This is a genomic window from Corynebacterium sp. H128, assembly GCF_037482625.1.
Classification (GTDB): Bacteria; Actinomycetota; Actinomycetes; order Mycobacteriales; family Mycobacteriaceae; genus Corynebacterium.
This window is the reverse complement of record NZ_JBBHKW010000001.1, coordinates 389,457-402,778: the sequence shown is the minus strand read 5'-3', so window position 1 is coordinate 402,778 and position 13,322 is coordinate 389,457. Positions and strand designations below refer to the sequence as shown.

Here is a 13,322-nt window from a genome sequence, read left to right as displayed (position 1 = left end):
GTGTGCGTGTGTTGTTTGAGAACTCAATAGTGTGCCAAGTACTTATTTTGATACTTTTTGTATCTTTTGATTTTTTGGTTGTGTGTTGGTGCCGGCAGGCCCGGAGGGGTCTGTGTAAGCATTTAATACTCAACTTTTTGTGGTGGCGGGTTTTTCCTCGTCGGATTGTCGGTCATCACTTTTTTGGACAATCTAGCTTTATTTTTTTGCTGGTTGTTTGTTTTGCTAGGTAGTTGGGCTTTTCATAGCACTGATTATTTAATCATTTGTTCTTTTATGGAGAGTTTGATCCTGGCTCAGGACGAACGCTGGCGGCGTGCTTAACACATGCAAGTCGAACGGAAAGGCCTCTTCGGAGGTACTCGAGTGGCGAACGGGTGAGTAACACGTGAGTGATCTGCCCTACACTTTGGGATAAGCCTGGGAAACTGGGTCTAATACCGAATATTCACTCCTCTTTAGTGTGGGGGGTGGAAAGCCTTGTGCGGTGTGGGATGAGCTCGCGGCCTATCAGCTTGTTGGTGGGGTAATGGCCTACCAAGGCGTCGACGGGTAGCCGGCCTGAGAGGGTGTACGGCCACATTGGGACTGAGACACGGCCCAGACTCCTACGGGAGGCAGCAGTGGGGAATATTGCACAATGGGCGCAAGCCTGATGCAGCGACGCCGCGTGGGGGATGACGGCCTTCGGGTTGTAAACCTCTTTCGACAGGGACGAAGCTTTTGTGACGGTACCTGTATAAGAAGCACCGGCTAACTACGTGCCAGCAGCCGCGGTAATACGTAGGGTGCGAGCGTTGTCCGGAATTACTGGGCGTAAAGAGCTCGTAGGTGGTTTGTCGCGTCGTCTGTGAAATCCCGGGGCTTAACTTCGGGCGTGCAGGCGATACGGGCATAACTTGAGTGCTGTAGGGGAGACTGGAATTCCTGGTGTAGCGGTGAAATGCGCAGATATCAGGAGGAACACCAATGGCGAAGGCAGGTCTCTGGGCAGTAACTGACGCTGAGGAGCGAAAGCATGGGGAGCGAACAGGATTAGATACCCTGGTAGTCCATGCTGTAAACGGTGGGCGCTAGGTGTAGGGGTCTTCCACGACTTCTGTGCCGTAGCTAACGCATTAAGCGCCCCGCCTGGGGAGTACGGCCGCAAGGCTAAAACTCAAAGGAATTGACGGGGGCCCGCACAAGCGGCGGAGCATGTGGATTAATTCGATGCAACGCGAAGAACCTTACCTGGGCTTGACATACACCAGATCGCTGCAGAGATGTAGTTTCCCTTGTGGCTGGTGTACAGGTGGTGCATGGTTGTCGTCAGCTCGTGTCGTGAGATGTTGGGTTAAGTCCCGCAACGAGCGCAACCCTTGTCTTATGTTGCCAGCGCGTTATGGCGGGGACTCATGAGAGACTGCCGGGGTTAACTCGGAGGAAGGTGGGGATGACGTCAAATCATCATGCCCCTTATGTCCAGGGCTTCACACATGCTACAATGGTCGGTACAACGCGTCGCGAGCCTGTGAGGGTGAGCTAATCGCTGAAAGCCGGCCTCAGTTCGGATTGGGGTCTGCAACTCGACCCCATGAAGTCGGAGTCGCTAGTAATCGCAGATCAGCAACGCTGCGGTGAATACGTTCCCGGGCCTTGTACACACCGCCCGTCACGTCATGAAAGTCGGTAACACCCGAAGCCAGTGGCCCAACCTTTTTGGGGGGAGCTGTCGAAGGTGGGATCGGTGATTGGGACGAAGTCGTAACAAGGTAGCCGTACCGGAAGGTGCGGCTGGATCACCTCCTTTCTAAGGAGCTTTTTGGCCTGCAGTTGTAGGCCGTTGATATGCCAATGTAGTGGGCGAGTGTTCTGCTGTTGGTTTATTTTGAATCGGGTGGAGACCAACCCGCGTGCCGTTAGGTGGCGTGTGGTGCGACCAGAAAATTCTTTGTTGTGGGTGCTTGGCATGCTGTTGGGTGTCTGGGATGACATGTGTTTGTGTTGTTTCCTGTTGATTCATCTGGTGATGGTTGCTGCGCTTTGTGTGTGGTGGTTGTTGGTGGGTGGGTGTGTTGTGTGAGAACTGTATAGTGGACGCGAGCAATTTTTCATCTTTATTTTTTGTAAGTGTTTTAGTATTTTTGTGTTGCCTTTATGGTGTTTTGTTACTTAGGGCACACGGTGGATGCCTTGGCATACTGAGCCGATGAAGGACGTGTAAGGCTGCGATAAGCCTCGGGGAGTTGCCAATAGAGCGTTGATCCGAGGGTGTCCGAATGGGGAAACCCAGCCGCAGTGATGTGTGGTTACCTGCCCATGAATTCATAGTGGGTGTGGAGGTTACGCGGGGAAGTGAAACATCTCAGTACCCGTAGGAGAAGAAAACAATTGTGATTCCGTTAGTAGCGGCGAGCGAACGTGGATTTTTGGCTAAACTGTATGCGTGTGATACCCGGCAGGGGTTGCGTGTGCGGGGTTGTGGGGTTTTATTGTTGTGGTGCTGCCGTGCCACTCATGATGGATTGGTTGTTAGGGGAAGTGGTGTGGAAACGCCTGCCGTAGACGGTGAGAGCCCGGTACCTGAAAATGACTGGTTGTTGTGTGATAATTTTCCCCGAGTAGCAGCGGGCTCGTGAAATCTGCTGTGAATCTGCCGGGACCACCCGGTAAGCCTGAATACTCAGTGTGACCGATAGCGGATTAGTACCGTGAGGGAATGGTGAAAAGTACCCCGGGAGGGGAGTGAAATAGTACCTGAAACCGTGTGCTTACAATCCGTCAGAGCCCTTTTGGGGTGATGGCGTGCCTTTTGAAGAATGAGCCTGCGAGTCAGCGGCATGTCGCGAGGTTAACCCGTTGTGGGGTAGTCGTAGCGAAAGCGAATACTAACTAGTGTGTTTAGTGGCATGTCTTGGACCCGAAGCGGGGTGATCTACCCATGGCCAGTGTGAAGCAGCTGTAAGAGGTTGTGGAGGCGCGAACCCACTTAGGTTGAAAACTGAGGGGATGAGTTGTGGGTAGGGGTGAAAGGCCAATCAAACTCCGTGATAGCTGGTTCTCCCCGAAATGCATTTAGGTGCAGCGTTGTATGGTGCTTGCCGGAGGTAGAGCTACTGGTTGGTTTAGCGGGACTACAATCTTAGCGACGTCAGCCAAACTCCGAATGCCGGTTAAGTTAGTGCAGCAGTGAGACTGCGGGGGATAAGCTTCGTAGTCGAGAGGGAAACAGCCCAGATCGCCGGTTAAGGTCCCTAAGAGTGTGCTAAGTGGAAAAGGATGTGGGATCGCTTAGACAGCCAGGAGGTTGGCTTAGAAGCAGCCATCCTTGAAAGAGTGCGTAATAGCTCACTGGTCGAGTGGTTCTGCGCCGACAATGTAGTGGGGCTCAAGCACACCACCGAAACCGCGGCAATATATTTATATGTTGGGTAGGGGAGCGTCGTGTACTGCGTTGAAGCATCCGGGTAACCTGGTGTGGAGTGTACGCGAGTGAGAATGCAGGCATGAGTAACGAATTGATAGGTGAGAATCCTATCCGCCGGATGACTAAGGGTTCCTGGGTCAAGCTCGTCTTCCCAGGGTGAGTCGGGGCCTAAGGCGAGGCCGACAGGCGTAGTCGATGGATAACGGGTTGATATTCCCGTACCCGAGTGTGTGCGACCATGGTGAATCAGTGATACTAACCACCCTGAAGCATATCTGGTCCAACTTTGTTGGTCTGGTGTTGTGGATGCGTGGGGCCTGATCTGGTAGTAGCTAAGTGATGGGGTGACGCAGTGAGGTAGCCGAGCCACTTATTGGATTGTGGTGTAAGCGTGTAGCCCGCGGCCTAGGTAAATCCGGGACCGCGTTATGGGTGAGGCGTGATGCGTAGACTTTTTAAGTTGATGTTGGTGATCCTGTACTGTCGAGAAAAGCCTCTAGCGATGTGCATATTCGGCCCGTACCCTAAACCGACACAGGTAGTCAGGTAGAGAATACTAAGGCGTTCGGGTGAACTGTGGTTAAGGAACTCGGCAAAATGCCCCCGTAACTTCGGGAGAAGGGGGGCCATGGCTGGTGATCATCTTTTCGGTGTGAGCTGGTTGTGGTCGCAGAGAATAGAGGGAAGCGACTGTTTATTAAAAACACAGGTCCGTGCGAAGACGATAAGTCGATGTATACGGACTGACGCCTGCCCGGTGCTGGAAGGTTAAGAGGACCTGTTAGGCTATTAGCCGAAGCGGAGAATTTAAGCCCCAGTAAACGGCGGTGGTAACTATAACCATCCTAAGGTAGCGAAATTCCTTGTCGGGTAAGTTCCGACCTGCACGAATGGCGTAACGACTTCCCTGCTGTCTCAACCACAGGCCCGGTGAAATTGCAGTACGAGTAAAGATGCTCGTTACGCGCGGCAGGACGAAAAGACCCCGGGACCTTCACTATAGCTTGGTATTGGTGTTTGGTGCGGTTTGTGTAGGATAGGTGGGAGACTGTGATGCAGCATCGCTAGGTGTTGTTGAGTCGTTGTTGAAATACCACTCTGATCGTAGTAGATACCTCAACCTCGGCCCATGATCTGGGTTAGGGACAGTGCCTGGTGGGTAGTTTAACTGGGGCGGTTGCCTCCTAAAGAGTAACGGAGGCGCCCAAAGGTTTCCTCAGCCTGGTTGGCAATCAGGTGGTGAGTGTAAGTGCACAAGGGAGCTTGACTGTGAGACTGACAGGTCGAGCAGGGACGAAAGTCGGGACTAGTGATCCGGCACTGGCTTGTGGATGCGGTGTCGCTCAACGGATAAAAGGTACCCCGGGGATAACAGGCTGATCTTCCCCAAGAGTCCATATCGACGGGATGGTTTGGCACCTCGATGTCGGCTCGTCGCATCCTGGGGCTGGAGTAGGTCCCAAGGGTTGGGCTGTTCGCCCATTAAAGCGGCACGCGAGCTGGGTTTAGAACGTCGTGAGACAGTTCGGTCTCTATCCGCCGCGCGCGTTGAAACTTGAGAAAGGCTGTCCCTAGTACGAGAGGACCGGGACGGACGTACCTCTGGTGTGCCAGTTGTACCGCCAGGTGCATGGCTGGTTGGCTACGTACGGAAGGGATAACCGCTGAAAGCATCTAAGCGGGAAGCCTGTTTCGAGATAAGGTTTCTTTTGAGGTTCCCTCTAGATTAGGGGGTTGATAGGCCAGATCTGGAAGTGGGGCAACTCATGGAGGTGACTGGTACTAATTGACCAAGACAAAACCCCATTGTGGGTAACGCTAAAAGTATTATGTGACGTGTCTTGCCGGAAATAAAGAAAAAGAATTGTTCGTGTTCATTGTGCAGTGTCTGACACAGCACACGTGTTGTGTGTGTTTGTGTTGTTGATTGTGTCGGTGGTTGTTAGCGTTGGGGAAACGCCCGGTCCCATTCCGAACCCGGAAGCTAAGCCCTTCTGCGCCGATGGTACTGCACCTGGGAGGGTGTGGGAGAGTAGGTCACCGCCGGCCTAAAAACTAGATAAACAAATACGAAGGGGTGTGTATAAGCAATAGCGCTTATACACACCCCTTTTTGTGCTTTGCGTCCTACAATAGAAATCTAACTTAACAGCTCGACAAATTGGAAGGTCCTCACAGACTATGGGTGACTACAACTCACGCAACGGAAACTCTTCACGTGGTGGCAGCTCGCGCCCCGGCGGATCTGAGCGACGATCTGAAGGACGTCGCGATGAGCGCAGCGACCGTGGGGAGCGACGTGAGGGGGAGCGTCGCCACGCTCAGCGCGGCGGAGCTGGACGTAACGACGGCAAATTCCATGCCGGCCCGAACCGTGCTGGCTTCCGAGAAGAACGCATTGCGAGCCGCCAAAACGAGCCTGATTTGCCGGCCGACCTGGATGCTAAGGATCTTGACCCATCCGTCCTCCAGGACCTGAGAAGCCTGGCGAAGGATAATGCAGACGCCGTCGCAAAGCACATGATCATGGCGGCCACCCTGCTTGCGGACGACCCAAAGCTGGCACTGCGCCACGCCCGGGCCGCAAAGGATCGTGGTGGCCGAGTATCCGTAGTGCGCGAGACTGCCGGCATCGCCGCTTACCATGCTGGTGAATGGAAAGAAGCCCTGTCCGAGTTGCGGGCAGCGCGCCGAATGAGCGGCGGCTCAGGGCTGATCGCCGTCATGGCCGATTGCGAACGTGCATTGGAGCGCCCGGAGAAGGCCATCGAGCTGGCACGTGAGGTTGCTGGCGAGCAGCTGGATGAAGAAACGCGCATTGAGTTGGCGATCGTCGTCGCTGGAGCCCGTCACGACCTAGGCCAAGACGAGGCTGCTGTCACCGAGCTGTCGAAGTTGCATCCTCAGCAGGATGCGGCGGGAGTTAGTGCTTCTCGCTTGCTCTACGCCTATGCTGATGCGCTGCTGCGAGTTGATCGCAAGGATGAGGCCAAGCAGTGGTTCGAGGCTGCTGACCGCGCCGATGAAGATGGCTTCTTGGACGCCAAGGAGCGACTAGCGGAGCTGGCTTAACCCCGCTGGAGTGGCGTCGATTAGAGTTGGGTGCATGAGTTTAGTCGACACCTATGATGCCCTGCTGCTGGACCTAGACGGCACTATCTGGGAGGGTGGCCGCGCGATCGAGCATGCGGTGGAGTCCATTCGCGATTCCGGCATGCCCGCTATGTACGTGACCAACAACGCTTCCAAGGCACCACAGGTCGTCGCGGAGCAGCTAGGCGCCCTCGGCTTGAAGGCTTCGCCAGCCGACGTCATGACCTCTGCGCAAGCAGCAGTTCTCATGGCCGAAGCAGTGTGCGAGCCGGGCGCAACCGTCCTGGTGTTAGGTACTGAATCCTTCCGCGAGCTTGCAAAGCAGGCCGGATTCCGCGTCACCACCACCGCAGATGACCGCCCAGCAGCAGTGCTGCACGGGCACAACCCGGAAACTGGGTGGGCTGAGCTGTCCGAAGCCGCCCTCGCTATCCGTCAGGGAGCGGTCTACCTTGCCTCCAATCTTGATACCACCCTGCCGATGGAACGGGGCCTGCACGTGGGCAATGGTTCGATGGTTGCGGCCGTCGTCAGTGCCACCGGTGTAACACCGCGCTCTGCCGGCAAGCCAGAACCGGAGATGTTCCGGCTGTCTGCGGCGAGGCTCGGATCCACGCGGCCACTCGCGGTTGGAGACCGTCTGGATACGGACATCGCTGGAGGCGTAGCCGCGGGAATGGATACGTTGCAGGTCATCACGGGTGTGAGCGGGCATCGCGACATCCTGAATGCGCCACCGAGTCAACGGGCAACCCTCATCGCGGAATCAATGCAGGCCCTGTTCCAGGACCCAGCGGAGTTGAGGCCCGGCGTACAAGGCGGCTTCGCGGCGCGTATCGACGGCCACACCCTCACGCTCAGCGGTGGCGATCCTGCCGGCACCTCGATCCAAGCCTTCCGTTCCGCCGTGGCGGCGGCCTGGGCTGTGGACGCCGAAGTGACCTCCATCCTGGCGGAAGGCGATGCTGCGCAGCAGGCGGTAGCCCAGTGGCGATAACACCAGTTCCCCGGGATCCGCGGCAACCCACCACCACCCCGGAAGACATCGACCAGGCGGTTGCCGAGGTGCTGGGCGAGCCGACCTCTTCGCTGAAGGAAGAAGCCGAGCAGCTCGCCCAGGCCCACGAGATCGTTCACAAAGCATTGCAGTAGCAGGAGGAGACGCGAAGATGGTAGCTCGTAGGAGGCTGGATGCCGAGCTGGTGCGCCGCAAGATCGCTCGCTCCCGCGAACACGCCACGGAACTCATCCGGGGCCGTCATGTCTATGTGGGCGGTATGCTGGCGCTAAAACCGGCGACCGTCGTGGAACCAGATGCTTCGATACGGGTGGATGAGGAGGTCGGGGACGACTGGGCGTCGAGAGGCGCACACAAGCTGCTCGGTGCGCTGGCTGCTTTCGAACCACGGGGCTTGAGTCTCAAGGCTAAGAAGGTCCTCGACGCGGGCGCGTCTACCGGTGGTTTTACAGACGTGTGCCTGCGTCGCGACGCCCGGGAAGTCGTTTCCGTGGATGTCGGGTACGGCCAGCTCATCTGGCGCTTGCAGAACGATGACCGCGTGCGCGTACTGGACCGCACCAACATCAGAAATCTCACGCTGGAGCAGACCGGCGGGCCGTGCGAGGCAATGGTCGGCGACCTGTCATTCATCTCACTGAACCTCGTGCTGCCAGCAATCGTCAGCGTTCTTAATGATGGCGCAGACCTACTGCCGATGGTCAAGCCCCAATTCGAAGTGGGCAAGGAGCGTCTGGGTAAGGGCGGCGTGGTGAAGAGCGCCGAGCTGCGCGCAGAAGTGACTGGGGACGTTGCACTGGCGGCACAAAAGCTAGGACTCAGTCTCAAGGGCGTGGTGGCCTCGCCGCTGCCGGGCCCCTCGGGCAACGTGGAGTATTTCCTGTGGCTGCGCAAGGATGGTGGCGACAACGCAAAAACCGAGGCCGAGGTGCGCGAATTGGTGCGCACCGCTATTGAGGAGGGCCCGCAATGACCGAACGTGAAGTACTGCTCGTGCCACACACCGGGCGCAAGACGAACCTGGACTCCGCTGCGCAGGCGGCGACCCAGCTCCGGGATGCGGGCATCGGCGTGCGACTCATCGTGGGGCCCGATGCGGAAGTAATCCGCAAGCATCCGGTGCTCTCTGAATTCCGAAACTATGGGCATGTCGAAGCTGCCACTGAAGGTGTCGAGTTGGTGCTGGTGCTGGGCGGCGACGGCACCTTCCTCCGCGCCGCCGACCTGGCTCATTCCGCCGATCTGCCGGTGCTCGGAATCAATCTTGGGCATATCGGTTTCCTCGCGGAATGGGAAAGCGATTCCATGGAGGAAGCGATCCGGAGGGTGATCGCCAAGGACTACCGGGTCGAAGACCGGATGACGCTGAAAGTGGTGATCCGAGACTCCGAACGTAATGTCATCGAGCGTGGCTGGGCGCTCAACGAGGTGAGTGTAGAAAACCTCAATCGCCGTGGCGTGCTGGATGCGACCTTGGAAGTAGACTCCCGCCCTGTCAGCAGCTTCGGCTGCGATGGCGTGCTCATATCTACGCCCACCGGCTCGACCGCATACGCCTTCTCCGCTGGCGGCCCGGTGCTATGGCCGGAACTAGACGCAATGTTGGTGGTGCCGAATAACGCCCATGCGCTGTTTGCTAAACCACTGGTAGTCAGCCCACATTCCCGGGTTGCGGTAGAGTCTCGGAACGCTGCCGCGATCGCGATCATGGATGGTTTCCGAAGCGTGCACATGCCCCCGGGTTCGCGCGTGGAAGTGCGCCGCGGTGAGCGACCGGTGCGCTGGGTACGCCTGGACGATCTGCCTTTTACTGACCGGCTGGTACGCAAGTTCCGCCTGCCTGTCGACGGCTGGCGCGGCCCCGTCGAGGACTAAGGTAGACAGCTATGCTCGCAGACATCGCAATTGAGAACCTCGGCGTCATCCCGAAGGCGGAGCTCGAATTCTCCCCGGGATTCACGGTACTCACGGGTGAGACCGGTGCCGGTAAAACCATGGTGGTAACCGGGCTGCGGCTGCTCAGTGGCTCCCGCGCTGACGCCTCCCGGGTGCGTACTGGTGCTGAGCAAGCTGTGGTCGAAGGCAGATTCCTCGTCGATGACCTGAGCAAGCAGGCTGCCGGGCAGGTGGCGCAGCTACTCGACGATGCTGGGGCTCGCACCGACGAGTCTGGTGAAGTCTTGGCCACCCGAGTGGTCAATTCCGGTGGCCGTTCCAAGGCGCATCTCGGAGGGCGCGCTGTTCCCGCCGCCACGCTGCACGACTTCGCGGCAGAAGTACTGACCATCCATGGCCAAAATGACCAGCTCCGGCTCCTAGTCCCAGAAGCGCAACTCGAAGCCCTCGACCGCTATGACTCGGCGATCCCCGAGCTGCGGGCCAGCTACGAGCAGTTGTACCGCACTTGGCGGAAGCTGGCGAAGGACTTGAAGGAACGCACCGAGAAGCGGCGAGAATTAGCTCAAGAGGTGGACCGGCTCCGCTTCGCCATAGCGGAAATCGCGGAGGTAGCGCCGACCCCTGGGGAAGACGCGGAGCTGCTCCAGTTGATTCGTCGCCTGCAGGATGTTGACGGGCTGCGAGAAAGCGCCGCCAGCGCACTCAGTGCCATCGACGGTGTCGAGGACTCCGAGGTACTCGGGGCGGCCGATCTCCTCGGTCGGGCTGAGGCCGCGTTACGGGGCTCAGATGACAGTGCCTTGGCGGAACTGGGGGAGCGACTAGGCGCCATCACCAGCGAACTCAGCGAGATCTCCCGGGAACTGGGCAGCTACCTAGAGAGCCTCCCCACAGACCCAGACGCCCTCGAAACCAGCCTGCAGCGCCAGCAGGAACTGAAGTCCCTCACGCGCAAATACGCGCCAGATGTGGACGGGGTGTTGGCCTGGCAGTCCAAGGCAGAATCCAAGCTCCGTAGCATCGACGTATCCAGCGAGGCCTTAGACAAACTCAAGCAAGAAGTCGCGCAGGCAGAAAAAGACATGGTGGCGGCTGCACAGCAGCTCCGGGCTGCACGGAAGGCGGCCGCCACGGCGCTGAACCAGGAAGTCACTACCGAAATCCAGGGATTGGCCATGCCGAAGTCTCGCTTCGAAGCCACCCTGGGCGAAGCCACCCCGAGCCGCACGGGTATGGACACCGTGGAATTCCGGCTCGCTGGTGCCCCGGAGCTGGAAGCGCGACCGCTGGCGACCTCCGCATCTGGCGGTGAACTCTCTCGCGTCATGTTGGCCCTGGAAGTGATTCTTTCTGCCGGCAGCAAGGGGGGCACCCTCGTGTTTGATGAGGTGGATGCGGGCGTGGGTGGCCGAGCGGCGGTGGAGATTGGGCGTCGATTAGCGCGCCTTGCCACATACTGCCAGGTCATCGTGGTCACTCACCTGCCACAGGTGGCGGCCTACGCTGACACCCACCTGCACGTGTCTAAAGAAGTATCCGATGTGGCGCAACGCTCCGGGGTGGAAAACCTCAGCGACGAGCGGCGTGTGGTGGAGCTGTCCCGCATGCTCGCCGGGCTCGATGACACCGAGACCGGAAAAGCCCACGCGCTGGAGTTGTTGAGCCGGGCGCGCGCAGATGCGCAGGAATTCCGGCAAAAATAGCACCGGCTTCCGCGCGCCTAGCACCAACACGTGCGCACAACCAGCACAATAAGGCGCATGAGTCTGTTTTCTCGCAACTCCGACCTGCCCGGACTGGCCGCGACGCTCCGCGACGTGACACACGGTGGCAAAGGCCTCAAGCGCCTAGCTGCCGGTGACATCGCGCTCATCGACGCACCCGACGTCGGGCGTGCTTTTGCCCAACAATTAGCGGATAAGAAGCCTGCGGCCATCATCAACATCGCGCAGTTTACTACTGGCACGATGCCGAATTTCGGGCCACAAATCCTGCTGGACGCTGGCATTATGCTGGTCGAAAACGTGGGGGAGAACATCCGCGAGGGCATCAAGGATGGCAAGAAAGCCCGGGTGACCGATGACGGCCAAGTGTTCGTCGGCGAGCGCTCTGTGGCCAACGGCACCGTGGTGACCCCAGCACTTGCGGAGGCAGCCTTTGGTGACGCCCAGCAGTCGCTGGTGGACCACATGGAGGCATTCTTCGGCAACACCATCCAATTCCTGCATTCGGAATCGCCGCTGCTGATCGACGGCCTCGGCATCCCGGAAACTGGTGTCAACATGGCTGGTCGAAAGGTGCTGGTGCTGAGCCCAGGCCAGGGGCACCGCGATCAGCTGAAGCGCCTGCGTAACTTCATCCGCGAATACGAGCCAGTCCTGATCGGCGTTGACGGTGCCGCGGATACCTTAGTGGAATCTGGATATACCCCGAGCCTCATCGTTGGCGACCCTTCCAACATCGGTAATGATGCGCTGCGCTCCGGCGCTCGCGTCGTACTGCCGGCCGCCCCTGATGGGCACGCCCCGGGCCTGGAGCGCATCCAGGACTTGGGCATTGGTGCAATGACCTTCCCCGCAGCATCCAATTCGGCTACCGACCTTGCGCTGCTGCTAGCCGACTATCACGAGGCTGACATCATCGTGGCGGCAGGTTCCAAGTTGGACTTAGCCGAGATTTTTGCTGGACACGCTTATGCCACGCCGTCGGCCCTGCTGACGCGCACCAAGCTGGGCGGCAAGCTTGTCGACGGCGATACCATCTCCGATCTCTACACCGTCAAGCCCACCGGTGGTGGCGGTTGGATCTGGGCAATGCTGGGGATCCTGGCTGCCCTAGCCGTCATCATCGCTATCGCGGGACTGTCCGGTGACGGCGCCTTCGTGGACAACCTCATTGATACGTGGAACAACATCGCGCTCGCGTTCCAGGGTCTGTTTAAGTAAGGGGATTTGAGACATGGCTAAGAATAAGCGCCGTTCCGGCGCCGGAGTAGCAGGTCTAGCGTTCGGCGTTGCTCTGGGTGTCTTGTTTGGCACCTACGTGCTGGCACCGAATCTTCCCGGTGGCCCGAACGAAGAAGGCAACAATGCGGTGCGGGAACTAGCTACCGCAAAATCAGATGCTGCGATCGCTGATGCACAGGCTGACGCCGCCGACTCCTACATCGAAGCGACGGCGAATGAAACCGTGACCGATGCGCTCAAGGATCGGCCAGTGCTTATCTTCCACACCGCTGACGCAGCCCAAGAGGATGTGGATGCGATTGCTGCGATGCGCGGTAAGGCTGGTGCTAAGGACGCGGGCATCATCAAGCTAGAGGAGAAGTTCTTTAGCAAGGACGGCGCGGACACGTTGAAGTCTGTCGCGGCCCATACACTGCCAGCGGGGGCGAAGCTTTCTACTACGCAGCTTGACCCGGGAACACACGCGGGCGAAGCCCTCGGTGCTGCGTTGCTCCTGAACAAAGATGATGGCAAGCCTTTGGCGGAAACCGACGAGCGGGCGTTGCTGCTCGGCGCCCTGCGCGACTCTGAATACATCAGCTACAAGGACGGCACCATCCTGCCGGCGCAGGTGGTCATCCTTGTGACGGGTGATTCCGATGGGGTTGGAGATGCCAACTTCGCAGCAGTTCACCAGGCGACCTTTGCTAAGGCGCTGGACAAGAGCGCAAACGGCGTTGTTGTGGCCGGTCGCGTAAAGACGGCCGCAGAAACCGGAGTGGTGGGTATCCTGCGCAAGGACGCGCAGTCCGGCGTCTCTACTGTCGATTCAGTCGACCGCGCTTTCGGGCGGATCGCCACCATCCTTTCCGCGCGGGAGCAGCTCGAAAACAAGCAGGGCGATTACGGCACTGCGAGCGATGTAGATGCGGTTTCTCCTGGCAAGCCTAAACTGTAG

7 protein-coding genes, 3 rRNA genes and 1 pseudogene are annotated in these 13,322 nt (G+C 58.5%); all 11 read left to right on the top strand.

Going from position 1 to position 13,322, the window contains the following annotated elements; all coding sequences use genetic code 11:
* The first annotated feature begins 273 nt into the window (after nt 1–273).
* Nucleotides 274–1,792 (top strand): 16S ribosomal RNA (locus WG915_RS01865).
* Between the two features lie 351 nt (nt 1,793–2,143).
* A 23S ribosomal RNA gene (locus WG915_RS01860) occupies nt 2,144–5,214 on the top strand.
* Nucleotides 5,215–5,340: 126 nt separating this feature from the next.
* Nucleotides 5,341–5,458, top strand: a 5S ribosomal RNA gene (gene rrf, locus WG915_RS01855).
* Together the 16S, 23S and 5S rRNA genes form the textbook arrangement of a ribosomal RNA operon.
* Before the next feature lie 114 nt (nt 5,459–5,572).
* Nucleotides 5,573–6,481 (top strand): annotated as a pseudogene (locus tag WG915_RS01850) (hypothetical protein); the annotation flags it as partial.
* 34 nt (nt 6,482–6,515) lie between these two features.
* A complete protein-coding gene (locus WG915_RS01845) occupies nt 6,516–7,499 on the top strand; it encodes an HAD-IIA family hydrolase (protein WP_339563652.1) in 984 nt (327 codons plus the stop codon).
* Nucleotides 7,490–7,654: a hypothetical protein gene (locus tag WG915_RS01840; protein WP_339563651.1), complete on the top strand. Its 165-nt coding sequence runs from the start codon at nt 7,490–7,492 to the stop codon at nt 7,652–7,654. Before WG915_RS01845 ends, WG915_RS01840 begins: the two co-directional genes overlap by 10 nt.
* Before the next feature lie 17 nt (nt 7,655–7,671).
* On the top strand, nt 7,672–8,493 hold the full coding sequence (locus WG915_RS01835) for a TlyA family RNA methyltransferase (RefSeq protein WP_339563650.1): 822 nt from the start codon (nt 7,672–7,674) through the stop codon (nt 8,491–8,493).
* Nucleotides 8,490–9,395 (top strand): NAD kinase, encoded by a 906-nt coding sequence (locus WG915_RS01830; RefSeq protein WP_339563649.1) that lies wholly within the window; start codon nt 8,490–8,492, stop codon nt 9,393–9,395. Before WG915_RS01835 ends, WG915_RS01830 begins: the two co-directional genes overlap by 4 nt.
* Nucleotides 9,396–9,406: 11 nt before the next feature.
* Nucleotides 9,407–11,122 (top strand): DNA repair protein RecN, encoded by a 1,716-nt coding sequence (recN, locus tag WG915_RS01825; protein ID WP_339563648.1) that lies wholly within the window; start codon nt 9,407–9,409, stop codon nt 11,120–11,122.
* A gap of 48 nt (nt 11,123–11,170) precedes the next feature.
* A complete protein-coding gene (gene steA / locus WG915_RS01820; protein ID WP_339563671.1) occupies nt 11,171–12,364 on the top strand; it encodes a putative cytokinetic ring protein SteA in 1,194 nt (397 codons plus the stop codon).
* A 13-nt stretch (nt 12,365–12,377) separates the two neighbouring features.
* Complete coding sequence (locus WG915_RS01815) at nt 12,378–13,322, top strand: copper transporter (protein ID WP_339563647.1); 945 nt, start codon at nt 12,378–12,380, stop codon at nt 13,320–13,322.